We start from the raw sequence: 25255 nt of genomic DNA, 5'->3' as shown, positions 1-25255 counted from the left end.
TGACCCGTTCTCGAATATTGTTCCCTGCGCGACAGCGCAGCTCGAAGGGCTGGGCAATCGGCCCGTCAACCTTTACTCGCCGCCTCACGCCGGGATGGTTTCAACTGAACCCCCTCCCAGCGGGCAATCACTAGTGGTGCGATTGCATTGCCGAGCACGTTCAGCGTGGTAGTCCCGCTTTCAATCACTCGGAAGATGCCTGCCACCAGCGCCACAGCGTCGAGGGGAAGCCCGGCAGATGCCAGCGTGGCTGAGAGGATGATGATTGCGAAGCCTGGAACACCGGCTGCGCCCTTGGAGGTGAGCACCATGGTCACGACCAGCAGTATTTGCTGGGACAGTGTGAGGTCTATACCGTAAAGCTGGGCGATGAAGATTGTCGCGACCCCCAGGAAGATCGACGCGCCATCCAGGTTGAACGCATACCCGACCGGTACTACGAAGCTGACGATACGCCTGGGAACACCATAGTGTTCAAGCTTCTCCATCAGCTGTGGCATTACCGCCGCGGATGCCGCACTCGAGCACGCCAGGATCAGCTCATCCTTGAAATAGCGGACAAGCTTCAACAGGTTCTCGCCGATCAACAGGCAGATGCCGCCAAGTACGATCAGTGCGAAGAGGATCAGTGCCAGGTAAACGACCCCGATCAACTTCATCAATGGCAGCAGGGAGGCGAAGCCGAAGGTTGCCACGGTGGAGCCGATCATGCCGAACACCCCAATGGGCGCGTATGCCATGACATAGTTCACCAGCTTGAACATTGCGTCGGCGGTGCCCTGCAGTGTTGCCACGACTGGGGCACTCTTTTCGCGCGGCAAGGCGTTCAGGGCCATGCCGAACAGTACCGCGAAGAACAGGATGGAAAGCAGCTTGCCTTCGGACAGCGACTGGAAGAGGTTGTCCGGCACAATGTTCTGCAGGATCAGCAAAGCGCCTGTGGCAGGTTCCGATTTAATGCTCGCATCGCCTTCGGTCATGCCGGCGATCACTGTACCTGAGCCAGGCTCCAGAAGATTGGCCAGCACGAGCCCGACAATGATGGCCAAGGTGGTGATTGCGAAAAAGTAGCCGAGGGACTTGACCCCCATACGGCCAAACGACTTGTTGTCGCCACCCCCTGCAATGCCGAGCACCATGCAGCAGAAGACGATGGGCACAACAATCATCTTCATCATCTTGATGAAGATGTCACCCAGGGGTTTGAGCACTTCACTGCTGACCCATTGTTGATGTTCCGGGTGTGTATTCAAGAACCAGCCAACGCCGATGCCGAGCAATAAGCCGATAACGATCTGCCAGACCAGTGGGACTTTTTTCATGACGCCAGCCTATTTTTATTGATTTATGGTGTGCTGCGCTGTTGGCAGTAATTGAAGGCGTGAGCGAAGCGCTCACGCCCGGGGCACGCGGGCAAACAACGCTATTTGGCGAAGATCTGCCCCATGTCCTTGAAGGCTTTGAACTCCAGCGCGTTACCACACGGGTCGAAGAGGAACATGGTGGCTTGCTCGCCCACCTGGCCTTTGAAGCGGACGTAGGGCTCGATGACGAATTCGGTACCCAGGTCGGTCAGGCGGTTGGCAAGCGCTTCCCACTCGTCCCACTGCAAGATCACGCCAAAGTGAGGGGCTGGCACATTGTGGCCGTCTACCGGGTTGCTCAGCGCATGTTCCTGGTAGGGCATCTTGGGATGTTCGTGGATGACCAGTTGATGGCCATAGAAATTGAAGTCGACCCATTGGGCTGCGGAACGTCCTTCTTCAAGGTTGAACACCTCGCCGTAGAACTTGCGAGCCGCGGGAATATCGTAAACCGGAATGGCGAGATGGAAGGGGGGCAGGCTCATCAGAAACTCCTTGAGGGCTATGGGTAACGACCTGTGAAGCAACAGGTCATCATTGTGGTGGGTGGCTTGTTTCTCGTTTTTGTCGATTCTAGGAGTGGCAAAACAATAAAAAAATCAATATATTTTTCTTAAAAACACAAAGGAAAATTGTGAATGATCCGCGAGCTCAAGACCCTGATTGCCGTGGCCCGGGAGGGCACGTTCGCTGCGGCCGGGCTCAAGGTGAACCTGACCCAGGCGGCCGTAAGCGCACAGATGCAGAGGCTGGAAGCCGAACTGGGGTATGAGATCTTTGAACGCAAAGGCCGCAACGCCCAGCTGAACAGGCGCGGGCAGCAGATTCTGGAGCAGGCCCAGGAACTCGTCAGGCTCTACAACAGCCTGGGTTCCAGTGCTCAGGGTGTGGCGCCTACCGTGCAGGTAGAGGTCGGCGCTATCGCGTCGGTACAGAGGTCACTGCTGCCACAAGCACTGGCGCAGTTTCATGGCGCCCGGCCTGAATGTCGTACGCGTATCATTCCTGGCCTGTCGCTGGAGCTGCTGAGTGCGGTAGATGCCCGGGAAATCGACATCGCCGTGATCATCAGGCCGCCGTTCGAATTGCAAAGCGATCTTCACTGGACAACGTTGGCAAGCGAGCCTTACAGGCTGATCGTTCCAGCCGGGCTCGCGGATGCCGAGTGGAGCGAAATGCTTTCGACCCAACCCTTCATTCGCTACGATCGCTCGTCATTTGGTGGGCGCCAGGTCGACCGCTTCCTTCGACAATTTCATTTCAATACCAGAGACGTGTGCGAACTGGACGAACTGGATGCCATCACCGAACTTGTCGGGAAGGGTGTGGGGGTAGCGTTGGTGCCACAAACAGTCAGCCGAGACGCCTGGCCTGCCTCCGTGCGCGCCTATGATCTTGGCGGCCACACGTTTCACCGCGACATTGGCCTGGTTCACCCTGCAAACGTTGCCTTGAGCGTGCAGGTTACGCTCTTGGTCCAGCTGATTGTCGAGGCGGCTGTTCAATGCGACTGACAACCTGAACCGGCGCACCCGGTTCAGGTTTGGCAGGCCAGCGACGGGGCTGGTTGCTGCCAGTGCCGTGCACGCCTCATTTCTTGCCCGGCAATACCGAACCGAGAACTTGCCTGGCCGTCTGCACGATGACCCCAGCCTGGTCCGGGTCGCCCTTGAGCAGGCTGCTGGCGAACTTCTTCGCCTGCTCCAGCTTGATGTGCGGTGGCAAGGGCGGTACGTCCGGATCGGTCTTGAATTCGATCAACACCGGCCGGTCAGCCGCCAGGGCTCGCTCCCAGGCGCCGGCAATGTCTTCTTCGCGCTCCACGTAGATGCCTTGCAAGCCGATGGAGATTGCGAACAGATGATAGGGCACATCAGGGATCGCCTGTGAAGCCTCGAACTTGGGGTCGCCCTCCATTACCCGTTGTTCCCAGGTCACCTGGTTGAGGTCTTCGTTGTTGAACACCGCGCAGATCCACTGAGGGTTTTCCCACAGGCGCCAGTACTTGGCGACGGTGATCAGCTCGGCAAGGTTGTTCATCTGCATCGCCCCGTCACCCACCAAGGCCACCACGCTGCGCTGCGGATGGGCGAACTTGGCGGCGATGGCATAGGGTACCGCCGCGCCCATGCTGGCCAAGCCGCCGGACAATGAGCACTGCATGCCCCGGCGTATCTGCAGGTCGCGGGCAAACCAGTTGGCGCAGGATCCGGAGTCACTGGTGACGATGGCGTGGTCGGGCAGGCGAGGGGAGAGTTCGTGCACCACGCGCTGGGGGTTGATCGGGTCGGCCTTGACCAGGGCGCGTTTCTCCAGGGTCTTGTCCCAGTCTGCGCGCCAGCCTTCGACCTTGTCGCGCCAACGGCGCTCGGTCTTGTGTTCGAGCAATGGCAGCAGTGCCCGCAGCGTTTCGCTGGCGTCGCCGACCAGGTTGACCTCCATGGGGTAGCGCAAGCTGAGCATGTCTGGCTGCAAATCGATCTGCACGCCACGGGCCTGGCCTTCCCCAGGCAGGAACTCGGCGTAGGGGAAGCCGGAGCCGATCATCAGCAAGGTGTCGCATTCGCTCATCAACCGATAACTCGGTTCGGTACCTAGAAGCCCGATGGCGCCGGTGACCCAGGGCAGGTCGTCTGGCACTACGGCCTTGCCCAGCAGCGCCTTGGCCACGCCAGCACCAAGCGTTTCAGCTACCGCGATCACCTGTTCGGTGGCTTGCAGTGCGCCGGCACCGACCAGTATCGCCACTTTTCGTCCAGCGTTGAGTACATCCGCGGCACGTTGCAGGTCCTGCTCGAAAGGCACCACGCGGGGCCTGCTGTAGCCGATGCCGGAATGCACCGTGCCGTGGGCTTTCGGTGGTTCGTGGTAGGGCAGGTCCTGCAGGTCGTTGGGCAGGATGATGGCGGTGACCCGGCGTTCGCCGACGGCGGTACGTACTGCGCGATCGAGCAAGTGGCGCACCTGTTCCGGGGTCGAGGCCTGCTGGACGAAGGCACCTGCAACGTCCTTGAACATCGACAGCAGGTCCAGCTCCTGCTGGTAATGCCCGCCGAGCGCTGCTCGCGCCTGCTGGCCGACGATGGCCAGCACCGGCTGGTGATCCATGCGCGCGTCATACAGGCCGGTAAGCAGATGCGAAGCGCCGGGGCCGGAGGTGGCAATGCACACACCCAATTCGCCGGTGAACTTGGCATGGGCGCTGGCCATGAAGGCCGCCATTTCCTCGTGGCGTGCCTGGATGAACTGGATCTTGCCCTCGGCCCGGCTCAACGCCCCGAATACCCCGTTGATGCCGTCGCCGGGGTAGCCGAAGATGCGCCGCACACCCCATTGATACAAACGCTCCACCAGAAAGTCGCCTACCGTGCTGGTCATTGCCTTCTCCCGTCCTGTGACCGATAGGGGTCTGGACTTGGCGCGGTTCGGGAAAGTTTCAAGTGTGTGCGCACTGGTCTACCGACTGGAACCTTGCCGAACACATTCCTTCGGCTGACGAGGGCCCTGTGGGAGCGGGCATGCCCGCGAAACAGGCAGCGCGGTGGATGGCACCGGCTGTGCCGGTGTTCGCGGGCACGCCCGCTCCCACAGGTATGTGCTGCAGCGCCGGTCGTCGTCGGTGCTGAACGGCTGCACTCAAGCCAGGATCAATCAAGCTGAGTCGCCCGATTTCACTCAGCCAGCAGGAGTTACAGCGATGTCCAAGTACCTGTACCTGATCAGCTATATCCTCGACAACCAACCCGGCACCTGCGAGCTGCGCAGCGACCAGGAGGACCTGAGCCGCGATGCGGCGCGTGATTACCTGCAAGGCCTGCACCGCAACGAAGCGTCATCGTTTACTGACGTGCAGGTGCAGCGTCTGCAGCACGATCATGAGCCAAACACATCGCCAGGGCATTATCAGCAGCCATGAAAAGGAGAGGGCTGGCAGATGAAAAGAAGAGGTGAAACCTATAGACAATGGTGCGACCCGATCCTGCACCATCAAACCCATGAGGAAACGCTCGGCTCCGGTACCTGCCTGGAAGTGCAGACGCGCTTGTCACGCACTGGCGGCACCCAGTTGTTCATCGGTGTCTATCGCACCGACGGTACGGTGCTGTGCGAACAGATCTACCACCAGTGTGCGGGGGAAACCATGAGGCGGGCGCTGCTGTGGGGCGTGGGATATGCCAGGCGCGTCGCGGGTGAGGGCGAAGCGTTCCGTGGCGAAGCGGCCGGTAGCTGAATGATCTATCTGGGTTGCGCTGGCTGGAGCCTGTCCAGCCGTCATGCCGAGGCATTTGCGCAGCCCGGCAGCCACCTGCAACGCTACGCCACCCGCTTCAACACGGTGGAAATCAACAGTTCGTTCTACCGCCCCCATCGCCCCGAAACCTATGCCCGTTGGGCTGCGTCCGTACCTGAGGATTTCCGTTTTGCGGTGAAGCTGCCCAAGGCCATCAGCCATGAGCAGCGTCTCGCCGGCTGCGAATACGCACTGGATATGTTCCTTGCACAATGCGGGCAGTTGGGCGATCGCCTGGGTTGCCTGTTGATACAGTTGCCGCCATCGCTTGGCCATGACACCGAGCATGCGCGACGTTTCTTCGAAAGCCTGCGCCGACGGTATGCCGGGCCGGTGGCGCTGGAGCCCAGGCACGCCAGCTGGCAAGCGGCGCAGCAGATGCTGGTCGATTTGCGCATCGCCCAGGTTGCGGCGAGCCCTTCGCGCTTCGTTATCGATGCGCAACCGGGAGGTTGGCCAGGGCAGGTCTACTGGCGCCTGCATGGCGAGCCGAGGATCTACCACAGCGAGTACTCCAACGAGTATTTGCAGCGTCTGGCTGAACGCTTGCAGGCCAGCCGTGCCGCTGGAGTACCCACCTGGTGCATTTTCGATAACACCGCCTCCGGAGCGGCGATGGCCAACGCACTGGCTCTGCAGCAGCTTTTGCGCTGAGAAAGTCGTGGATACAAGGCGATGGAAAAGGGCGATGACCAACCGGTCAAAATAAATGAATCTTTTTACAGGTCGCTGGCTCCATTGGTCTGAATCGCTGAAGGAGAGTCCAATGGCTGGGCAGCAGTTGTATGTGATCGAATATGAGCTTCATGGGGAATTTCGCACCTTCATCATCCGGCTCGAGCGTATGGACAACGCCGAAGCCTGGCACTGGGCAAGTTGCGATGCGGGGGTGGGCATCATTCCACGGTTCGGCCAGCACAAGATCAAGAAGGTCAGCCGGCCGATGGCTGAGCGCTACGGCATCAACAATGTGCGTTGGCGGGCATCAGGCGAAGGGCCCGAGTTCGTCGCTCCGCCCATTGATGTAAAGAAGTTCTCGAATAGCGGTACGGGCAATACCTGAAGCATTTGCGCAGAAGGCCTGCCTGCAATTTGTAGGCAGGCCTTTGCTCATGGGTTCGCCTCTCACGTTTCGAGACACGATCATCCTTGCTTTCAGGAGCCAGCACGTGCCGCGAATCATCACTCCAGCCACCCCTGAACACGAGATCAGCGAGCGCAACGCCCGCATGTTCGGCTCGCCAAAAGAGCGCCTTGATTTCTACCGCCGTGAAATCCAGTACGAGACCAGCATCCTTGCCAACCGCACTGACGCCTATCTCGCTGCCCAGTCGTTTCTGGTGATCGCCTTCGTATCGTCGATGGGCAACCTCAACCAGAGCTGGGGCGAGATGTTTACGCTGGTAGTTCCGCCGTTTCTCGCCTTGCTGGGTGTTTTGAGTTCACTCAATGCCTGGCCGGGCATTCGCGCGGCCTACAAGATCATCGAGCACTGGCAATTGAAACAGAGCCACCTTTTGCGCAGCGAGCCACTGATGGGGCTGGCATATGACGAATCGCCACTGTTCAGCGAGGCGGAAACTTCACTGGCCGGGCACCGCAAGTCGCTGTTGTTCTCGCTGCGTACGCCGTGGATATTCCTGGCCTTCTGGATGATTCTCGGCATCTACGCGGTCTTCATCCAGCTGGCGTGAACCGCGCAATCGCACCCCAATCGTTGCCGACCCTGATTACCACCACCCTCAAAGCCTTTGCTCGGGTACCAATACCCCGGGTTGATCGCGCTGTTTCCTTTGGGCCTCCAGGCAAATGTCATAGATCACAAACGCTGAACTCCTGCCGCCTCACCTGCGTCCCTCGAATGAATGCCCAATAAAGACGGCATTCATCCAACAATCAGCTTCGAGGGCGAAACGATGGACAAGACCGATCAAAGCTCGACCTCTCCACCCGGTAGCACCCAGGAAAAAGCCTTTATCGATGACGCCGGTGCGCTGCTTGGCGAGGCCAGGCACAAAGGCAGTGAGCAGTTCGAGCACTATCGCGATAACGCAGCCGATCAACTTGATTCGCTCGAGGAGGGTGCGCGCTCGGCGGCTGCTGCGCTGCAAGGCAACGATAGTCTCGGGCTGTCGCAGTACCTGACCCAGGCAGCAGAGTGCGTGGGCGAGTTTGCCGAGCAGGTACGCCATCAAAGCGCCGAGAGCCTGCTGCAGCGCGGTGCACAGTTGGCCAAGAACAACCCGGCGCTATTTCTGGCCGGCAGCGTCGCCATCGGGTTTGCTGTGTCGCGGTTCATGCGAGCCAGCACCAGCCATGAATCCACCCCCCCTGCGTCTGCGTCTTCTGGTGATTGGAGCCAGCCCCACCCGGCGCAGCCAGTACCTGATCGTGGTAGCGACGTATCCCCCCGCGAACCTTACACCCCCGTCGACCCGATCGGGCCTGGTGCAGGCACACCGGTCAGCGGCAGCCCGTTCGAGCGCGACCCCCTCAAAGGAGGTGAATGATGAGCAAAGACACTTTGCATTCCAGCCAGAGCCTGCATGCAACGGAAGACGACGCCGTCGGTGTTGGCGGTTTGTTGCGCCAGCTGATGCGTGAAGTACCGGACCTGTTCACCAAAGAGCTGGCGCTGGCCAAGGCAGAGCTGCAGCAGAACCTCGCCACCCTCAAGGCCGGCACGGCTGCGGTTGCGGCGGGAGCGATCGTGATGCTGGCAGGCTTCGTCATTCTGCTGCTGGCGGCCGTCTACGCCCTGGCGATGGTGGTCGAGCCGTGGCTGGCAGCCTTGATCGTGGGCGCGGTCACCTTGGTGATCGGGTTCATCATGTTGCAGTCGGGCAAGAAACAGTTCGAACCCACGCATCTTGCCCCTGACCGCACCTTGCATGCCATGCAGCAGGACAAGGACACGCTGAAGAGGAAACTGCCATGACCACTTCCTTCGAACATGAAGCGCATAAAGACCCTGACTTGCTCGAGCAGGAAATCAACGCCAAGCGCGAGCACATCAGTGATCTGGTGGACGCCCTCGAACAGCGCCTGAGCCCGGGCCAGATGGTCGACCGGGTCCTGGCCTACGCCAAGGGCAATGGCGGCGAGTTCTTCCAGAACCTGGGCACCACCCTCAGGAACAACCCTGTACCCGCTACCCTGACGGTACTGGGCCTGGCATGGCTGGGCCTGAACCAGAACCGCCCCTTCAACCCAGGGCCTGCGCACCATGGGCCGGGGTTGGGCGAAAAGCTCGGCGACGCGGTGGACACGGTGAAAGGCGCTTTCACGCAGGCGGGGGAGGCAGTGCATGACGCCAGCCAGAAGGTGCGCATGAAAGCCCATGACATGCGCGATCGGGCCAGCGAACTTGGCAGCGGCGCGCGCGACTCCATGGGGGCTTCCGCGGACACCCTGCGCCATTCGGCACACAAGGCTACCGATCAGGCCGCGGCATTGAAGGGCCAGTTCGATCACCTGCTTCAGGAGCAACCTCTGGTATTGGCTGCTTTGGGAATAGCACTGGGTGCGGCATTGGGAGCGGCGCTACCCGGTACCCGCAAGGAAGACCAGCTGATGGGCGCCAGCAGTGATCGTTTGACCGGCACGCTCAAGGCCAAGGGCCGCGAGGTGAAGGCGTCGGTCGAAGAGTCGTTCGATCAGGCGGGTGGCAAGGCGTCGACCCAGGCAGAGCGCAGGCCTGGAGACTCCGATCTTTCCTCAGGGTTGGGCTTCAATTCCTGATCCTGCGGGATGTGCGTTGCCAGCCTGTTCTGCCTGGGCAGCGGGCTGGCGGCTATCCGCGAGCTCCTCCAGCCCACTTGATAATGAACGCGTGCCAAGTGGGCCGGTCAACCGCTTGCAACTTTAAACAGGGAGGTTCTGCCTTGAAGATCGACGCGTTGTTGACCGAACTCCTCAATGCCCGCGGGCCAGGTGGGCAAGAGGATGAGGTGCGCACCATTTGCCTGCGAGAGCTCGCCAACTTCTGTGATGACACGCACATCGATTCTGCCGGCAACGTGGTAGGGGTCATTCGCGCCGGGCTTGCATGCAATCCGCAGGCAGCCATACGTGTAATGGCCCACCTCGATGAGATCGCGATGATCGTCAAGAATGTCCACGACAACGGCACACTGGAGGTGCTTGCCCTCGGGGGAGCGCAACCGATCAGCTTTGGTGTCTGCCCTGTCGACATCCTGGGCGATGAGCAGATCCTGCCTGGCGTGCTGTCGTATGGCTCGATGCACAGTAGCAGTCGGACTGCCAACGGAAGAGACGTGCTGACCGGAAACGTCCAGTGGAAGGATGTGCATGTAGTCACACGCAAGACCAAGCAGGAACTGCAGGCATTGGGGGTTCGACCAGGTACGCGGGTCGTGCTCAGCCAGCACTGGCGTCGGCCATTCAAAGTGCAGGACTGTGTTGCCGCTCATTTTCTCGATGACCGTGCTCCCATCAGCGCTGTCATCCTCTGTGCGAAGCTGCTGGGTGAGAGGCGAGCGGCGCTGAAGCAGGATGTGTGGTTCGTGCTCACCACACTGGAGGAAGAATCCAATGCCGGTGCCATGTACGCCGCGTCCCGGTTGCCCGGCGACACCACTATTGCCGTCGAGGTCGGCCCGGTGCTCGAAGAGTATGGTACGCAGCTGTCGGCCGACCCGATCATCAATACCGGTGACCAGAAGGGCTACTACAGCCGCACCGTGGTACAAGGCCTGATCGCCGCTGGCCGCAGGGCAGGGTACAAGCCGCAGGCGGCTTTGCTCGTCGACTTTGCGTCGGATGCGAGTGCGGTATTGAGCGCCGGGATCGATGCCCGGGCAGGTTGCATTGCGATCCCGACAGAGAACACTCATGGCTTTGAGATGGTACTCCTGGATGGCATTTCAGCCTGTGCGGAAACCTTGGCCGAATTCCTGGTGAGCTCCCAGGATGAAAACGACCTTATAGGCCGCTAGCGCTGCAGATTGTCCCGAGCGGCATCGTCTGCCTGTCGCTCGCGAGGGGGCTGTGGAGGCGTTTCGCAGTGTCTGCCCATCGCCTGATACTCTTTGCGAAGTTGATGGATCTCCCGGTTGTCGAGTGATTCGAGGCCTAGTACCGATTGCTCCGCTGATTTTGTAGCGCGGATCAGTTCGTCGAGCTTCACATGGATGATGTCGTTGTCCCGGTTCTGGGTGTTCTGAATCAGAAAAACCATCAGGAAAGTGATGATGGTCGTCGACGTGTTGACGATCAGTTGCCAGGTATCGTTGTAGTGAAACCAGGGCCCGGAGGCAGCCCACATGCTGATAAGCACCACGGCGATCAGGAAGGTACTTGGTTTACCGGCGTGCTTGGCGAGCCATTGACAGAAAAGCGCGAATTTCATGGTGTTATCTCCACTGTGTCTAGGATTCTGACCACAGGGGAGTGCTGAAATCTTTTTACATTTTCGTTTGGTCGACGGGGCACACGCTGATAATCGGATAGCTGTCGCCCTGGTTGAAAGGCCGACAGCTTCACCCGGCGCTGGCGTCAGCAATCGTGATCAATTGGCATTGTAACGCGGGGCCAGCTGATTACTGGACAGCTGGCCGAACAGGGCTTGGCGGCTGGCCTCGTAGCGTTCGAAGGACTGCAGGTCATGCATCGAAGGGATGGAGATCAGCACCTCGTCGTCAAAGTCCTGCAGGGCACCGTCCACCAGATCCTGGGCCGACATCACGATCCCTGGATCGAGGTTTTCGACCGGCAAGCCGCCAATCTGCCAGAAGTCGGTGGCGGTCGCCCCTGGCAGCACGGCCTGGATCCTGATGCCTTTTTCCGCAAGCTCCTTGTGCAGGGACTGGGTAAAGGCGGTGACATAGGCCTTGCTGCCACCGTACACACCGTTGAGCAACTCCGGCGCCAGGCTGACGATGGACGAGATGTTGATCAGGGCACCTTGCTTGCGCGCGACAAATCCCGGGATGGCCGCGTAGGTAAGGCGGGTGAGGGCGGTTATGTTGAGAGTGATCATTTCAGCCATGCGCTCGACATCACTTTCCAGCAGGCTGGTGTGAGTGCCTATGCCCGCGTTGTTCACCAGCAGGCTGATGCTGGCGTCTTCGCGCAATTTGCGCTCTACCTTGAGCAGATCATCAGTGTTTGCCAGGTCTGCTGGAAACACCTCCACGTTCTGCCGGGTTTCGGTGGTCAGCCGGCTGGCCAGGGTGTTGAGGCGGTCCCGGTTGCGGGCGACCAGCACCAGGTCGTAACCCCGACGTGCCAAGCGTTCTGCGTAGATCGAACCGATGCCGGTGGAGGCGCCAGTGATGAGGGCAGTGCCTTTGAATTGCTGCTTCATGGTCAAGCTCCGTGGTTTGGTTGTGGAGCCCATGATGCAGAAGGTCGTGCTTGTCTTAAACGACACATATGGTACGTTTTCAGGACATCCAATGGTGGAGCTTCAACCATGCACCGGGTCGGCTATCTCATAACCGAAGGTTTCCAGATCATGTCGCTGGCAACGCAGGCCGTGTTCGAGTTCGCGAACATTGTCGCTGGCGAAACGGTTTACAAGATCCAGAACTTTTCCGTCGGAGGCGGCACGGTGCGTTCCTCCCTGGGCATGTACATGGACACCCTGCCGTTGGGTGCTCCTGGTCTGGCTGACACCTGGATGATCACCGGCACCTTGACCCCGCTGACTCCGCCTGGCGATGAAGTGCTGGCCAGCGTTCGAGGCTTTGTCGACGGCGCCCGCCGCATCGCAGGCCTGTGTACCGGTTGTTTCGTGCTAGCCCAGGCCGGCGTGCTGGATAACCGGCGGGCTACGACGCACTGGGCCTACGCGAAAAAGCTGCGTGAGCTGCACCCGAAGATCGAAGTGGAAGAAGACCGAATCTTCATTGTCGATGGGCAGATCTGGACGTCCGCCGGCATGACCGCTGCCCTGGACATGGCGCTGGGTATGGTTGAAAGAGACCTGGGCACCGAGATGGCCAGGTCAGTGGCACGAAAGCTGGTGATGCATCAGCGCCGCTCCGGCGGGCAATCGCAGCATTCCGAGCTGCTGGCGCTTTCGCCGAAGTCTGATCGTATTCAGAGCGCCCTGGATTATGCACGCAAGCATTTGAGCCGTCCCTTGAGTGTCGAGGAACTTGCAGAGTCCGTGCATCTGAGCCCACGACAATTTACCCGCGTATTCACTTCAGAGACAGGTCAGTCGCCCGCCAAGGCTGTGGAGAGCCTGCGTCTCGAGGCGGCCCGCTTGATGATCGAGCAGAGCCGTCACAGCCTGGATGTGGTGGCGAAGGAAGCCGGGTTCAGGGACCGTCGGCATATGCGGGAGGTGTTCATTCGTGGTTTTGGCGTTCCGCCTCAAGCGGTGCGAAGAGATGCCCGGCGGGTGGTATCGGCTGAATGACAATGGCCGACTCATGTGTGCTGTTTGTCGGCAATTCACTACACGGGGAGCAGGTGCTCTCGTTCAAGCAGCTCGATGTTGGACGGCTTTACATGCACTTCGTGTAGTTCAGGAGCCGTAAACCAGCGGCATTCCACGATCTCATGGTCTGCAGCAGGTTCTGTCCCGGTTTCGACAGGCAGCTGATAGAGGTAGTGCTCCTCACCTGCGAGCACGTAGTGATTGAGGAATCGAGCACCTTCGAAGGGCAGGCAAGTTTCCGCCATCAGCTCGCGCTGCGCTGCATCCAGGTGATGCTCGCCTGGGTCGATTTTTCCGCCTGGCAGCGACCATTCAGCGCTTTGCTTGCGCACGAAAAGGATGCGTCCTGCCTGTAGGCAAATGACAGTCGCATGCCGTTCTCTGGAGTTGTTCATGATAAGCCTGCTGTACGATAGAGGTGGCATCAGGGTAGAACTCACCCTGATGCCCGCTGCCGATGATCAGCGATCTTTATCCCACTGCTTGTCATCTGCCTGGTTTTGCTGGCCGCCCATGCGGTCTTTGTCTGTCAGGTTCTGGTTCTGCTTTTCAGTCGTACGTTGGCCGCCCTGGCTGCCTTGGCTGCCTGTGTCACGGGAACGTTCCCAGTCCTTGTTCATCTTGTCCTCAGGTTTCTGGCCGGACTGGCTGCCACCTTGCTGCTGACCGGGCACCCGACCGCCCGAACCTTGGCCGCCTTGCTGGCCAGCTCCGGCAGTGTTGTTACCCATGCCGCTATCAGCATTACCTTGGTTGCCACCCTTGTCTTGATTGTTAGCCATGATCGCTTACCTCAGGTCAGACACAGAAAGGTCTGTGTGTAGTGTTATGACCAAGGCCTGTTCACGCGATATGCACGAAATATCTGGAAAGCTGACTAAACGCATTAATTTCGAGGGTACGAAATATTGGTGTCCAGGCAGGATGTGCCTGACGGGAAGCGCACAGTGCTGAATGGTACTGCTCCCATTACCGACAACCTTCAATCTCGAACCGCTCGTGATACTCGATTGTCGGGGTTATCCTGAATAGTGAGGCCAGGAGCCTTTCGGGAACTACCCATGCGCCAGATGACACTGTTGTTCGCGATCGCTGCATTTGCCGGTTGTCAGGCGCCAATGCCTGCTGCAAACCCACAAATGGCTTGGGTCGATCTCTCCATGCCATTCCCGAATGACCGCGTGCTGTTGGCCGAGCGCCTGGATAAACAACGCCTGCGCGACGGCCGCTTCTTCGAGGTCAGCCCCGGCAGCCATGAATTGGTCGTCAGGTTCGACTACGAAGTAAATGGGGGAGGTGGCATCAGCCTGATGGGGGGCACTACGGTAAGGCAATGCTACCTGACCATTGACTATGAGCATTTCAAGGCTGGTCAGCGCTACTTGCTCGAGGCTCGTTCCATGGCGATGACGCCGGAGGCGCGGCTCTATGATGCGAAGGGAGAGATTGTGGCGCAGGTTAAGGAATTTTATTGCCTGATGTGATGGCGCTGCCGTCGCCTGTGTCATTGCAAATGGGAGCAGCGCTATATGTGGCAGATATCGAGGCTACCGGCAATGGCGGAGTAGGGTGCCTCGCTCAGAGTGGTTGAGTTCAACCGTATTTTGTTCTGTGGCGAGCGGCGAAGGCTGTGATAATGGAGGGGAATCACAAGGGCCATGCCATGCTGACCATCTCTGATAACGTCCATCTGCCAGACGCCGACATCGAACTGACATACATCCGCGCGCAAGGCGCAGGTGGGCAGAATGTCAACAAGGTGTCCAGCGCCGTGCACCTGCGCTTCGACATTCCCGCCTCGTCGCTGCCCGAGTTTTACAAAGAGCGGCTGCTGGCGCTGCGTGACAGTCGCATCACCGGCGACGGCGTGTTGATCATCAAGGCACAACAATACCGCACCCAGGAGCAGAACCGCGCTGACGCACTGGCGCGTCTTGCCGAGTTGATCATCAATGCCGGCAAGACCGAGAAGAAACGCCGCCCCACCAAGCCGACCCTAGGCTCGAAGACCCGCCGCCTCGAAGGAAAAGCCAGGCGCAGCACTGTCAAGGCGGGTCGGGGCAAGGTGGAGTTCTAGGCTCTCCGCTTCATTGATCAGGCTTGTACCGCGCCGAACCCGCCAGTGGGCAGAGGGTGGCCGCCATCCCCGCAAAGATGAAGCCCTGGCTTTTCTGGATCAGTCCACGATAAAGAGTTTGGCACCGACGAGGGTAGAAGACCTGTGTGCCTCCGCGTTGTCGGCTACTTGATAGCTCATGCCAGGCCGCAGCGTGAAGGTGCGGCCGTCATCCAGCTCTGTATCCAATTCGCCTTCCATGCAGAGCAGAATATGGCCCTTGTGGCACCAGTGATCGGCCAGGTAGCCAGGCGTGTACTCAACCATGCGAACCCGTATACCCCCGAAATGACAAGTCCGCCAGTACGCGGTGCCGGCCTCTCCGGGATGAGCAATAGTTTCAACTGTCGACCAGTCGGTTGTACTAAAAAAATTGGCTACATCCCTGGCGTAGTCGGCATGTTGTTGCGAGATAGAGCAAACAACGACCTGGACTGGTGATAGCCACGCAGGAAGTTTTCCATAGTGATGCTCTAGCAATATGCCTGTAAAGCGCTCAAGCGATCCGAATAGCGCGCGGTGCAGCATCACTGGACGTTTACGTTGACCGCCTTCATCAACATACTCAATGCCAAAGCGTTCTGGGAGATTCATATCAACCTGCAGCGTGCCACACTACCAATCTCGACGTGCAGAATTCCGACACCATCCGCCTGATTCCCGGCGCGCAAAAGCTGGTGAAGAGCCATGACGCGGCTGGTAAGCCGCTTGAACGACATCAGTGACTCCAGGATGACCTTGTCCGGATCTAGCCACGCGTTGTCGATGCCTGCCTTGATCATCGAGTATTCACCGCGGGCTTGTTGACCGAATGAAGCTCCATCCGACGACCGAAGAGGCGAGGGTAGTGCTTGCTGCAACTCGGTTGCAGCTTGCTGAGCAGTTGGCCGAGATCAAGGATTCGCCGTTCTTGGCTGCCTACAAACCCGATCAGGTTAGACGGCTGCTTAAGGGGGACTGGAGGATCGGCTGGTCATGGGCGGAGGAAGCGGCCAGGGCAGGCTTCAATGAGAAATACTTCCGGAATGTCTACTCGCATTTTTGCGATTACGCACACTGCTCCTACATCAGCTCGTTGCAAATGGAGCAGGCGAACACTCTCGCGGCGCATCGGATGCTTGGTGTAGCTCCTCTGCAAACCTGCGTCCATGTAATCGCTCGGGCAATAGCGTTCTATCAAGAGCTCTTCCCGGGCAGCCAGGCGACAGTGGGCGCTGCAGCTGAAAAGGCTAGGAAGGTAGCTTACTACTGGAGCTTTACGGGTTCTGACATCGATCACCTTTTTGAGGACTCCTCGCAGAGCGAGGAGTGATAAACCTTGATCAGTCCAACACGGAATTGGGGTGATGGCATTTAGCCTTGTAGCGAGATAAGCTCGGGCTTTAGATTATTCAAGGAAGACTATGAACAGGTTCATTGCTGTCATTGGGATGTGCTTCTTGCTCGGTGCATGCGCCACGTCCCACTACACCGCTGGGCGCGACTTCCCATCAGCAAGTGTGGCGAGCATCACCAAAGGAAAGACCACGACGACTGAGCTAAAGGCGCTTTTTGGAGAGCCTTACGCGAAAAGTGCCGTGAGCGAGACCGATGAGAAATGGGTGTACACGTATACGAATGCCTCTGCCCATGCTCAGAGCTATGTGGTGACCATGAAGGTGACCACCACTGGCACGCAGAAGACCCTAGATGTCCTGATCCGTGATGATGTGGTCATCAATTACACCTTCAGTGAAGGCCCCGCACCAGGTAGCAGCACAGCCACCTATTGATGAGGAGGCACCTGATTGGACAAAACATATGCCTATGTTGATGAGTCGGGAAATTCTGACTTAGACACATCCAAGGTTGGGAGCTCTGGCTTCTTCGTGGTTTGCTCCATCCTTGTGGCTGAGAAAGACCTGCAGGACGCTTACCAGCGTGCCGAGGAGCTTCGTCGGCAGCACTTCCAGACAGGTGAAATCAAGTCTAGTAAGGTGCGTGCGAAGGATGCTGAGCGCCGTATTCGCATTTTAACCGACCTGGCAGAGCTTCCGATGAAGCTCTATTTCGTCGTCGTGGACAAGGAGCGCATCTACAAGGATGGGGGGCTGCAATTCAAGACCTCGTTCGTAAAGCATATCAACGGATTGCTCTATGGCCGGCTCTTCAGGAACTGCCGCAATCTGCAGATGACCGTGGATGAGCATGGCGGAGTTGAGTTCCAGGAGAGCCTGAAGGCCTACGTCGAGGATCGCTACGTCGGTGATCTCTTCGGGGACGATCACGCGTTCCAGACGAAATCCAGCAAGGATGATGTCCTGATTCAGGTCGCTGATTTCTTTGCGGGATCCGTGGCCCAGATCTATGAGCAGAAGGCTGTCGGCGATATTGCCGAGGTCTACAAAAAGATCCTCCGCGAGCAGACCCTCGGCGCTCGCGAGCATCAGCTTCATCTGCAGAAGCTGAGTGAAGAGATTCAGCTGAAGGCGCGCTCGAAGGCCAGTAAATTCGATGAGCCTAGCGATGCGATCCGTGGCAAAGAAGGAGCCATAAAGCGCTTGGTCGAATCCTATGGCTTCGTATCTCCCCAGCTATTCGGCTCGACCGTGAGGGGTGATGATCATGAAGGTAGCGACCTCGACATACTCGCCACCATTCCCTCCGGTAGAGCGGGCCCAATCTCGCTGTTCGACATAGCCAGCCTTGAAGATGAACTCCAGGCACTGATCGGCGTACCGGTGGATTTCAACATCGCCAATAACATGCCTGCGCATTTTCGGCATGGGATCGAAGGCGAGCTGGTCGAGCTCTAGCCAGGCGTTGCTCTGGAGAACATGCCGGCGATTATTCTGGCGTCCAGCAGGGCGTGGTGAGGCAGTTCTTCCCCATCGCTCATGGCGGCCAGGGTCGTGGCATCAGTGTGAAAGTTTCTTACGTTCTTGGGCCATTTCCCATTGTCATAGGCGAGCTCGCAAAACAGCGGTAGGGCACTTTTGATTACCCAGAGCGTGCCACAGTTGATCATCTGTCCACGGCTAATCATCCCTCGGCAGTGCTTGCCACGTGTTTTTCTAGAGCATTTGCGGCTCGATCACCGGCCTGAGTGTCCACACTGTCACTCAAGGTTTGACAGAGATGACGTAGCTGCGGAATCGTAACTCCTGTATTTATGCTGATTCGCATGTGTGCCTGAAGCTGTGGCTCGACTCCTGCAAGCGCGGAAAGCATTCCCACTGTGGCCAGCTCACGCGTCTTCCAATCCAAGATATCTCGTTCGAATATGTCACCAAACAGGTGAGTGCGGAGGTATTGGTTAGCTATCGGGGCAAAATCGAACAGTGGCCCCTCAACCGGCGAACCCGACAACTTCGTCTGGTTAGCGGTACCTGCGGCCAACAGGGCGTCACCTTGAAGTATTGGACGGCTAGGTTCGCGACCTGGATCGTCAAAGATGCCGCGCTGTTTGCGTGATTCCAGCACCTGCATCAGCTCCGTCAGCGCGTTCAGAGATCGGGGGAAGCCGGCATAGGCGTAAAGTTGTACAAGCACCTCACGCAGTTCGCTGACCGTTAGTTTCAAATCCAAGGCCTGATCCAGAGCAGTGTTCAAGCGGGGCAAGTCACCAATGGCAGCAAGCGCGGCTACGACGACAACCGCTTGTTGTTGCTCGCTCAGCGACTTGGAATTTGATTGGGATGAAATGGGGTGGCTCATGACATTGCGCGTTCCGATTGGATCAGATGAGGCCATCTCCGTAGCGCCTAGTCCGATCATGAATGTGGTTGCTATCCCGGCATTGATCCACTTACTCAGCACGCGGCCCGCTGTATTGTTCATCGGTCACTTTCTCCAACCAGTGGACATTTTTGCCTTCAGCTGTCGCTGTAACAGCAAGGTGCGTCATGCTCGTTGTGGGGGCAGCTCCATGCCAATGCTTAATGCCTGGAGGGCACCACACGACATCCCCAGGACGAACCTCCTGGATAAGGCCGCCCCATTGTTGAGTCAGCCCTAACCCCGAAGTGACCACCAGCCGCTGGCCAGCAGGATGGGTATGCCATGCAGAACGTGCCCCCGGCTCAAATGTCACGAAGCTTCCCGAGGCGCTAATACCCGAGTCCGCAGGCCACACCGGATCAATCCGGACGTCACCGGTGAAGAATTGAGAGGGGCCAACCATAGAGGCCTGTTTACCCGCTCTGGTTATTTCCTGTTGGCGGGGTGAGGCATTTTCAGCTGCTTCGCTCGATGCGAGTAGCAAAGTAGAGAGGCATATCGCAGCTGTAATGGGGTGAGCATTCATGTTGGAAACCCTCATTGTCAGAGATCTTGGGTAGCACGTGACCTCAGCTCAGCCTTTTTCCAGCGGGCCACTCAGGTAGACAACGTCAGTCACTGGCTCCAGCCAATCGACGGCCTTGCCATCCATGTATTCATTGATCGCGACATGCTGCATAGCCGTAGTATCGGTCGCGCCATGCCAGTGCCGGCGTCCGCAGTTGCACCAGATCAGATCACCTGCGCGGATCTCGGTCTTCGGGCCATCTTCACATTGCGTCCAGCCCACCCCATCGGTCACTAGCAAGGCTTGGCCCAGAGGATGAGTGTGCCAGTGGGTACGAGCACCTGACTCGAAGTTGACCACCGCAACGCCAACTCTAGCGGGGGCAGGCGCTGTGAAGACGCGGTCGATGCGTACTCGCCCCGTGAACCATTCAGCAGGCCCTTGGATCGCATTGGCCGACCCTGCACGGTGGACTTGCATGGCCACGCTGGAAAGGTTGTTGTCCGCCATATTGTTTTAGCCTCCCAAAAATGTAATTGAGACAACTGTAGCGACCGCGCTTTAATTCGTGTATTAGCAAAATCAAGAAATCGGTTTGAAGCTGAGCTTAACAATGAAATCAGACAATCTGAGCGATCTGGTGGTCTTTGTGGCCGTAGCCAGGGAAAGTAATTTCACCCGGGCAGCGGCACGATTGGGTGTGTCACCTTCAGCCGTTAGCCAGACAGTAAGGGGTCTTGAGGAACGTCTCGGTGTTCGCCTCCTCACCCGCACCACTAGGAGTGTCACGCGAACGGAGGCTGGGGAGAAACTACTTCAAGATATCGCGCCGCTATTGGATCAGATCGATGGTCACCTGAATGGCCTGACCGAGTTCGGACAACACGCCTCAGGGACGGTGCGGATCACAGCCGATGAGTTCGCCGCCCGCCATGTTTTATGGCCGAAACTACAGCCGGTGATCGAGTCCTACCCGGATGTCACGATTGAACTTATGACCGATTACGGCCTGACTGACATCGTTGCCGAACGATTCGATGCGGGTGTACGTTTGGGCGGCATCATCGATGCAGATATGGTGGCTGTGCCCATTGGGCCGCCCATGCGGATGGTTACCGTAGCCTCACCCGCCTACTTGAAGCGGTATGGAGTACCCCGCCGCCCCGAGGAGTTGATGGCCCACAGGTGCATCAACCTGCGGTTGCCTACGCACGGCGGCCTTTATCCTTGGGAATTCACCAATGATGGCAGCGAGTTTCGTGTCCGGGTGCAAGGGCCCCTGATCATGAACAGTTCGTTGCAGATACTGGATGCCTGTCTGGCAGGGGTGGGTTTGGCCCAGGTGACCGATGTACACGCGCAGGAGCATATCGGCAGCGGTGCCCTTGAAGAGGTCTTGGCTGATTGGTCAGAATTCTTCCCTGGTTATCATCTTTACTACCCCACGCGCCGGCAGCAAACCGCTGCTTTCAGGGTTGTTCTTGAAGCACTCCGAAGCGAGTAGGAGCTTGCGTGATGTCAGATGTCCAGCTGGCTTTCAGTGTTGGGAAAATTCGACTCGGATATCGTCACTGCCAAGCATCTGCATCAGGCCGTCGGGGTTTTCAATGTTTCCGATAAGGGTGTAAGAGTAAGGCGTTTTGAATGTCTTGTAGAAGACCACCAGGGTCTTCGATCCATACAGCATGACGTCCCCTGCTTTGATCGTTCCTGGAACGCTCGCATCCTTGGGGAGTGATACCGCGAGATCGACATACTTTTCGTTACTGTTGAGATCGGCCATTTCGAGCGTCAGCGGTAACAACGAGGAGAAGGCACGAGCTGCCTCAGTGTCAGCCAACCTGATTTTGTAATGCCGCTCGCCTATTGACATCTGCATGCAGGGTCTCTCCTGTTGAGCTTTCGCTTCGCCGGCCTTCGCCGTTTGGAAATCAGATGCGCTGGCCGGAACTGTCTGAGCTAAACCAAGTGCCAGTAGTCCACCCACCCAAGCAAGGTGCTGCAGACCAGACCATCGATAGAGAGCGGCCTTTTCGGTTATTAGAGGTAAAGGCTTGTGGGGTGTGCTCCTTCTCATTGCATCTCCTAGCATCCTGGGTTGGGCGACGTCTTATAGGCTGGATCAGGGTGCGTTGGGCGTGGAGGCAGCTGACCTTTCCGCACCTAAACGCAGCTCCGCGATATCGCGTTTTGGAGGCGTGCCGAACTGGCGCCCGTACTCACGGCTGAACTGCGATGGACTTTCGTAGCCGACCTTGAATGCGGCGGTCGCTGCATCGAGGTGTTCGTTGAGCATCAAGCGTTTTGCCTCGTTCAACCTCAACCATTTCTGGTATTGCAGTGGACTCATTGCGGTGAGCTGTCGGAAGTGCTGATGGAATGTCGAGAGGCCCATCTGTACCTGAGAGGCCAGCTCGTCCACCCGCAGAGGCTCGGCGTAGTTAAGCTTCATCCAGTCGATGGCCTTTGCGATTCGATGACCCTTGCTGCCAACGGAGGCGATATAGCGCAGGAGAGGGGCTTGGTCACTTAGCAGCAACCGATAATGGATCTCTCGCTGAATCAAGGGCCAGAGTACCGGGATCGCATCGGGCTCCTCCAACAGCTCAATCAGGCGGGTGAAGCTCTCCAACAGCTTCTGGCCCAGTCCACCAACTCCAGCGCTGGTGTGAAAGGACTGACCGCTCACAGGAGGGCGACCATCTTGCGCGATCAATTCGGCCAGTGTGCGCAAATCGAGCTTGAACACCAAGCCAAGACAGGGCGCTTCCTCGCTGGCCATTGTCACCGCCGAGTTGGCGGGAATGTTTAGCGAGGTGACCAGAAAACGAGTCGTGTCGTATGGGAATACGTCACCGCCGATAACCATTTCCTTTGCCCCTTGCGCAACCAAAACAATGCTTGGTTCGACAATGCACGTAATCGGTGGGGCTGGTGCGTTGCGTCGATAGACGCTTAGGCCTGCAATGCTCGTCGCGAAATCTCCAGCGGTGGGCGCGTGGGCACCGATGACCCTGCACAGTGTGGCCATTGGGGTCGTGCGTGAAGGCGGGAGTGCGGTTGCGGGCATGGTGAGCGTTCCGATCAGCGTGTAGCGAAACACTACTCGCGCGTCGCTTTCAGTGTCCATGCCCAGCCAACCAGGTCTGGACAATTGGGCAAGAAAACTACCGGTTTGCTCTACTGATGTGCTGGTTCACGCGAGGAACATAGGTGGCAGATGAGATGACTCTAGCGTCCGTGAGCGATGTCCTCTCACATTCCTTCCATTTCGAGCAGACAGGAAGATGTGCATGAAGTCTTTGTTCGTTGCGTTTGCCTTGATGGTCAGTTCACTCACTGCGGGAGCCGCCGATATGTCTCATGGGGCCAACAATTTCTACCAGAGTGAGCAGGTTTCACTCGAGCGTGTCACCTTCAAGAACCAGTTCCAGATGACCACTGTCGGTAATCTGTATCTGCCCACAAAACAGAGCGTCAACGCCAAGCATCCCGCAATCATCGTCGGGCACCCGATGGGGGCGGTCAAGGAGCAAAGCTCGAATCTTTATGCCCAGAAGCTGGCAGAGCAGGGCTTCGTCACCTTGGCCATCGATCTGTCGTTCTGGGGCGAAAGTGACGGGCGTCCGCGCAATCTAGTGTCGCCGGACATCTATGCCGAAGACTTCAGTGCGGCGGTTGACTATCTCGGTGCTCAAGGTTTCGTTGATCGGAACCGTATTGGCGTGCTGGGTATCTGTGGCAGCGGCAGCTTTGCCATCAGTGCGGCGAAAATTGATCCACGCATGAAAGCGATTGCAACGGTCAGCATGTACGACATGGGTGCCGCCAACCGCAATGGACTCAAGCATGGCGTCTCGGTCGAACAGCGCAAAAAGGCTATCGCCGAAGCAGTAGCCCAGCGTGATGTCGAGTTTGCCGGAGGCGAAACTAAGTACACCAGTGGCACGGTGGATCAGCTAACTGAGAGCTCTAATGCCATCGAGCGGGAGTTTTACGACTTTTACCGCACACCTCGTGGTGAGTTCACTCCCAAAGGGCTGTCGCCGCTTCTGACGACGCACCCGACGCTAACCAGTAACGTCAGGTTCATGAACTTCTATCCGTTCAATGACATCGAGACGATCTCGCCTCGTCCCATGTTGTTCATCGCAGGAGAGGAGGCTCATTCCCGGGAGTTCAGCGAAGAGGCGTATCGCCTTGCCGGCGAACCCAAGGAACTCGTGATTGTCCCGGGCACTGGCCATGTGGATCTGTACGACCGCGTAGAGATGATCCCCTTCACCAAGCTGACAACTTTCTTCCGCGAAAACCTCAAGTAAAAGGGTGTTGTTTCCAGGCCCAGCACCACGCAGGGCGTGGGCATCCGTGTCTTTTGAAATTGCTACAACGAGAATTGCCATGAGCAGCCCAGCAATACCCCTTCAACACTCAAACCGTCAGGTCTGGAGCGCTGTCCTGGCGATGTCGCTCTGTGCTTTTGCCTTGGTGGCTTCTGAGTTTCTGCCTGTGAGTTTGCTCACACCAATTGCATCCGATTTGTCACTGACTGAAGGCCAGGCCGGGCAGGCCATCTCTATATCGGGTTTCTTTGCTGTAATCACCAGCCTGTTACTAGCCACCGTAACCCAAGGGATCGACCGCAAGCCTGTGCTGCTGGCCACGACGGCGCTTATGCTAATTTCCGGGGGCATGGTGGCCTTTGCCCCTGACTACCTGACGTTGATGGTTGGGCGTGCCGTGCTTGGGATTGCCATTGGTGGTTATTGGTCGATGTCCACCGCAGTGATGATGCGCATCGCGCCCGAGGCACTCGTTCCGAAGGCTATTGCTGTGATGCAGGGCGGTACAGCCTTGGCTACGGCAATTGCGGCGCCAGTTGGGAGCTATCTGGGTGGCATGGTCGGCTGGAGAGGGGCATTCTTTTGCGTGGTGCCTTTGGCTGCACTGGCGTTGATCTGGCAAGCCTTCACGCTGCCGGCAATGCCGAGTGAGCGGATTCAAATATCGGCCACTGGCTCGCTGCGCCTGCTTGGGGATAGCAAGGTTGCCCTTGGCATGGCCGCAGTTGCGTTTCTCTTCATGGGGCAGTTCACCCTCTTTACGTATCTGCGGCCCTTCTTGGAGACGGTCACGCATGTAGATGTGCCCACTCTCTCGCTCTTGCTCTTGATCATCGGTGCCGCAGGCTTGGTAGGCACCATGCTAGCCGGCTCTCTTGTTAGTCAAAGTCTGAACAAGGTTTTGGTTGGAATACCGTTGATCATGACTGCCATCGCATTCGCCATAGTCGTCGTTGGTAGCTGGCTTGTTCCAGTCGCCGCAGTGCTGGGGCTGTGGGGGCTGGCCGCGACCTGTGCACCGGTGGGATGGTTTACCTGGTTGGCCAAGGCATTGCCACACGATGCAGAAGCTGGTGGTGGGTTGATGGTCGCAGTAATTCAGTTGGCTATCACTGCTGGTGCAACTGCAGGAGGGATGCTGTACGACGGGATGGGTTATCAGGCTACCTTCATCGCCAGCGGCATATTCTTGCTCATTGCAACCGCACTCAGTGTTGTCACAAGCCGTTGGCGTGGCGCGGCATGCACGTAGAACGGTGGGCCAGCCTACTTAAGCGTGCAGCAAAGACGACAGTAACAATCAGGTACCATGAGTCGGCGGATAAAAGAAAGCCCGCTGCTAGGCGGGCAAGGGAGCTTCTATCACACGTAGGGATAGCTAACGTTCCCACACCGCCTGTGAAAAGTACGTGAATAAACCCGTCGGTGAAGGCGATGCCTGTCCAATCTCCGCGATCTTGAGT

The 25255-nt window shown here is 58.0% G+C and carries 32 protein-coding genes and 2 pseudogenes; 20 read left to right on the top strand and 14 right to left on the bottom strand.

The features are described from left to right. Positions 1-65: 65 nt before the first annotated feature. Positions 66-1322 (bottom strand): cation:dicarboxylate symporter family transporter, encoded by a 1257-nt coding sequence (locus tag RIN61_RS25600; RefSeq protein ID WP_112251620.1) that lies wholly within the window; start codon positions 1320-1322, stop codon positions 66-68. A 101-nt stretch (positions 1323-1423) separates the two neighbouring features. After that, positions 1424-1849, bottom strand: coding sequence for a VOC family protein (locus tag RIN61_RS25595; RefSeq protein WP_112251622.1), 426 nt, complete (start codon positions 1847-1849; stop codon positions 1424-1426). A gap of 153 nt (positions 1850-2002) precedes the next feature. Here RIN61_RS25595 and RIN61_RS25590 point away from each other — a divergent pair, with 153 nt between their 5' ends. After that, entirely contained in the window at positions 2003-2878 is an 876-nt protein-coding gene (locus RIN61_RS25590; RefSeq protein WP_112251624.1) for a LysR family transcriptional regulator, read from the top strand. A 76-nt stretch (positions 2879-2954) separates the two neighbouring features. On the opposite strand, the gene RIN61_RS25585 is transcribed toward RIN61_RS25590, so the two are convergent. Further along, positions 2955-4742 carry a thiamine pyrophosphate-requiring protein gene (locus tag RIN61_RS25585; protein WP_112251625.1) on the bottom strand — a complete coding sequence of 596 codons (1788 nt, stop codon included), beginning with the start codon at positions 4740-4742 and terminating at the stop codon, positions 2955-2957. A gap of 319 nt (positions 4743-5061) precedes the next feature. Here RIN61_RS25585 and RIN61_RS25580 point away from each other — a divergent pair, with 319 nt between their 5' ends. The 9 genes from RIN61_RS25580 (at position 5062) to RIN61_RS25540 (ending at position 10613) form a co-directional block, all read left to right on the top strand. Beyond that, the gene (locus tag RIN61_RS25580; RefSeq protein ID WP_112251627.1) at positions 5062-5280 is read left to right on the top strand and encodes a hypothetical protein; all 219 of its coding nucleotides are present in this window, start codon (positions 5062-5064) and stop codon (positions 5278-5280) included. Between the two features lie 18 nt (positions 5281-5298). Further along, positions 5299-5595, top strand: a complete 297-nt coding sequence (locus tag RIN61_RS25575) for a hypothetical protein (protein ID WP_207877840.1) — start codon at positions 5299-5301, stop codon at positions 5593-5595. Continuing rightward, positions 5596-6309 (top strand): DUF72 domain-containing protein, encoded by a 714-nt coding sequence (locus tag RIN61_RS25570; protein ID WP_112251629.1) that lies wholly within the window; start codon positions 5596-5598, stop codon positions 6307-6309. Positions 6310-6421: 112 nt separating this feature from the next. Then, positions 6422-6718: a DUF6555 family protein gene (locus tag RIN61_RS25565; protein ID WP_112251630.1), complete on the top strand. Its 297-nt coding sequence runs from the start codon at positions 6422-6424 to the stop codon at positions 6716-6718. Positions 6719-6824: 106 nt separating this feature from the next. Beyond that, a complete protein-coding gene (locus tag RIN61_RS25560) occupies positions 6825-7349 on the top strand; it encodes a hypothetical protein (protein WP_112251631.1) in 525 nt (174 codons plus the stop codon). Positions 7350-7571: 222 nt separating this feature from the next. After that, the gene (locus RIN61_RS25555; RefSeq protein ID WP_112251632.1) at positions 7572-8165 is read left to right on the top strand and encodes a hypothetical protein; all 594 of its coding nucleotides are present in this window, start codon (positions 7572-7574) and stop codon (positions 8163-8165) included. Beyond that, the gene (locus RIN61_RS25550; RefSeq protein ID WP_370290114.1) at positions 8162-8593 is read left to right on the top strand and encodes a phage holin family protein; all 432 of its coding nucleotides are present in this window, start codon (positions 8162-8164) and stop codon (positions 8591-8593) included. The genes RIN61_RS25555 and RIN61_RS25550 overlap by 4 nt, the downstream gene beginning before the upstream one ends. After that, positions 8590-9396, top strand: coding sequence for a DUF3618 domain-containing protein (locus RIN61_RS25545; protein WP_313854916.1), 807 nt, complete (start codon positions 8590-8592; stop codon positions 9394-9396). The genes RIN61_RS25550 and RIN61_RS25545 overlap by 4 nt, the downstream gene beginning before the upstream one ends. A 143-nt stretch (positions 9397-9539) precedes the next feature. Next, on the top strand, positions 9540-10613 hold the full coding sequence (locus RIN61_RS25540; RefSeq protein WP_215520863.1) for a zinc-binding metallopeptidase family protein: 1074 nt from the start codon (positions 9540-9542) through the stop codon (positions 10611-10613). Here the strand turns inward: RIN61_RS25540 and RIN61_RS25535 are convergent. Beyond that, on the bottom strand, positions 10610-11026 hold the full coding sequence (locus RIN61_RS25535) for a low affinity iron permease family protein (protein ID WP_112251635.1): 417 nt from the start codon (positions 11024-11026) through the stop codon (positions 10610-10612). The two genes, RIN61_RS25540 and RIN61_RS25535, sit on opposite strands and share 4 nt — an antisense overlap. A gap of 159 nt (positions 11027-11185) precedes the next feature. Further along, complete coding sequence (locus RIN61_RS25530; protein ID WP_112251636.1) at positions 11186-11983, bottom strand: SDR family NAD(P)-dependent oxidoreductase; 798 nt, start codon at positions 11981-11983, stop codon at positions 11186-11188. Between the two features lie 108 nt (positions 11984-12091). Here RIN61_RS25530 and RIN61_RS25525 point away from each other — a divergent pair, with 108 nt between their 5' ends. Continuing rightward, on the top strand, positions 12092-13045 hold the full coding sequence (locus RIN61_RS25525) for a GlxA family transcriptional regulator (protein ID WP_207877836.1): 954 nt from the start codon (positions 12092-12094) through the stop codon (positions 13043-13045). Between the two features lie 38 nt (positions 13046-13083). Here the strand turns inward: RIN61_RS25525 and RIN61_RS25520 are convergent, their stop codons facing one another. Next, positions 13084-13461, bottom strand: a complete 378-nt coding sequence (locus tag RIN61_RS25520; protein ID WP_313854912.1) for an NUDIX domain-containing protein — start codon at positions 13459-13461, stop codon at positions 13084-13086. 66 nt (positions 13462-13527) lie between these two features. Further along, positions 13528-13848, bottom strand: a complete 321-nt coding sequence (locus tag RIN61_RS25515) for a hypothetical protein (protein WP_112251639.1) — start codon at positions 13846-13848, stop codon at positions 13528-13530. Between the two features lie 279 nt (positions 13849-14127). On the opposite strand from RIN61_RS25515, the gene RIN61_RS25510 reads away from it, so the two are divergent. Together RIN61_RS25510 and arfB are read left to right on the top strand one after the other, a co-directional pair. Continuing rightward, on the top strand, positions 14128-14550 hold the full coding sequence (locus RIN61_RS25510) for a PA0061/PA0062 family lipoprotein (protein WP_112251640.1): 423 nt from the start codon (positions 14128-14130) through the stop codon (positions 14548-14550). 179 nt (positions 14551-14729) lie between these two features. Further along, positions 14730-15143, top strand: coding sequence for an alternative ribosome rescue aminoacyl-tRNA hydrolase ArfB (arfB, locus tag RIN61_RS25505; RefSeq protein WP_207877834.1), 414 nt, complete (start codon positions 14730-14732; stop codon positions 15141-15143). A 99-nt stretch (positions 15144-15242) separates the two neighbouring features. Here the strand turns inward: arfB and RIN61_RS25500 are convergent, their stop codons facing one another. Together RIN61_RS25500 and RIN61_RS26885 are read right to left on the bottom strand one after the other, a co-directional pair. Further along, positions 15243-15596: a DHCW motif cupin fold protein gene (locus RIN61_RS25500; protein ID WP_313857693.1), complete on the bottom strand. Its 354-nt coding sequence runs from the start codon at positions 15594-15596 to the stop codon at positions 15243-15245. Between the two features lie 111 nt (positions 15597-15707). After that, positions 15708-15776, bottom strand: a pseudogene (locus RIN61_RS26885) (hypothetical protein); the annotation flags it as partial. Positions 15777-15811: 35 nt separating this feature from the next. On the opposite strand from RIN61_RS26885, the pseudogene RIN61_RS25495 reads away from it, so the two are divergent. From RIN61_RS25495 to RIN61_RS25480, 4 genes and pseudogenes are all read left to right on the top strand, one after another. Next, positions 15812-15892: pseudogene (locus RIN61_RS25495) on the top strand (protease); the annotation flags it as partial. A 101-nt stretch (positions 15893-15993) separates the two neighbouring features. Further along, positions 15994-16494 carry a hypothetical protein gene (locus RIN61_RS25490; protein WP_207877832.1) on the top strand — a complete coding sequence of 167 codons (501 nt, stop codon included), beginning with the start codon at positions 15994-15996 and terminating at the stop codon, positions 16492-16494. A gap of 91 nt (positions 16495-16585) precedes the next feature. Continuing rightward, positions 16586-16954 carry a hypothetical protein gene (locus tag RIN61_RS25485; protein ID WP_207877831.1) on the top strand — a complete coding sequence of 123 codons (369 nt, stop codon included), beginning with the start codon at positions 16586-16588 and terminating at the stop codon, positions 16952-16954. A gap of 15 nt (positions 16955-16969) precedes the next feature. After that, positions 16970-17977: a nucleotidyltransferase family protein gene (locus RIN61_RS25480; RefSeq protein ID WP_313854908.1), complete on the top strand. Its 1008-nt coding sequence runs from the start codon at positions 16970-16972 to the stop codon at positions 17975-17977. Positions 17978-18203: 226 nt separating this feature from the next. Here the strand turns inward: RIN61_RS25480 and RIN61_RS25475 are convergent, their stop codons facing one another. The 3 genes from RIN61_RS25475 to RIN61_RS25465 form a co-directional block, all read right to left on the bottom strand. Then, positions 18204-19001, bottom strand: a complete 798-nt coding sequence (locus RIN61_RS25475; protein ID WP_207877824.1) for a carboxymuconolactone decarboxylase family protein — start codon at positions 18999-19001, stop codon at positions 18204-18206. Continuing rightward, a complete protein-coding gene (locus RIN61_RS25470; protein ID WP_243432263.1) occupies positions 18970-19344 on the bottom strand; it encodes a (R)-mandelonitrile lyase in 375 nt (124 codons plus the stop codon). Before RIN61_RS25470 ends, RIN61_RS25475 begins: the two co-directional genes overlap by 32 nt. A 171-nt stretch (positions 19345-19515) precedes the next feature. Further along, positions 19516-19959 (bottom strand): (R)-mandelonitrile lyase, encoded by a 444-nt coding sequence (locus tag RIN61_RS25465; protein WP_207877820.1) that lies wholly within the window; start codon positions 19957-19959, stop codon positions 19516-19518. A 103-nt stretch (positions 19960-20062) separates the two neighbouring features. Between RIN61_RS25465 and RIN61_RS25460 the strand changes: the two genes are divergently transcribed. Then, the gene (locus tag RIN61_RS25460) at positions 20063-20953 is read left to right on the top strand and encodes a LysR family transcriptional regulator (protein WP_207877819.1); all 891 of its coding nucleotides are present in this window, start codon (positions 20063-20065) and stop codon (positions 20951-20953) included. A 33-nt stretch (positions 20954-20986) separates the two neighbouring features. Here RIN61_RS25460 and RIN61_RS25455 read toward each other — a convergent pair whose 3' ends face one another. Both RIN61_RS25455 and RIN61_RS25450 read right to left on the bottom strand, forming a co-directional pair. Continuing rightward, on the bottom strand, positions 20987-21526 hold the full coding sequence (locus RIN61_RS25455; RefSeq protein ID WP_243432259.1) for a cyclophilin-like fold protein: 540 nt from the start codon (positions 21524-21526) through the stop codon (positions 20987-20989). Between the two features lie 45 nt (positions 21527-21571). After that, positions 21572-22519 carry an AraC family transcriptional regulator gene (locus RIN61_RS25450; RefSeq protein WP_112251795.1) on the bottom strand — a complete coding sequence of 316 codons (948 nt, stop codon included), beginning with the start codon at positions 22517-22519 and terminating at the stop codon, positions 21572-21574. A 223-nt stretch (positions 22520-22742) separates the two neighbouring features. Here RIN61_RS25450 and RIN61_RS25445 point away from each other — a divergent pair, with 223 nt between their 5' ends. Beyond that, positions 22743-23771: an alpha/beta hydrolase gene (locus RIN61_RS25445; RefSeq protein ID WP_112251792.1), complete on the top strand. Its 1029-nt coding sequence runs from the start codon at positions 22743-22745 to the stop codon at positions 23769-23771. Positions 23772-23850: 79 nt separating this feature from the next. Then, the gene (locus tag RIN61_RS25440; RefSeq protein ID WP_112251791.1) at positions 23851-25044 is read left to right on the top strand and encodes an MFS transporter; all 1194 of its coding nucleotides are present in this window, start codon (positions 23851-23853) and stop codon (positions 25042-25044) included. Positions 25045-25255 lie beyond the last annotated feature (211 nt).

Origin of the sequence: Pseudomonas inefficax (genome assembly GCF_032164165.1) — a bacterium.
In the GTDB taxonomy this organism is placed as follows: Bacteria; Pseudomonadota; Gammaproteobacteria; order Pseudomonadales; family Pseudomonadaceae; genus Aquipseudomonas; species Aquipseudomonas inefficax.
Note: the sequence above shows the minus strand (reverse complement) of the source record. Positions and strands in the feature narration are given on the sequence as shown.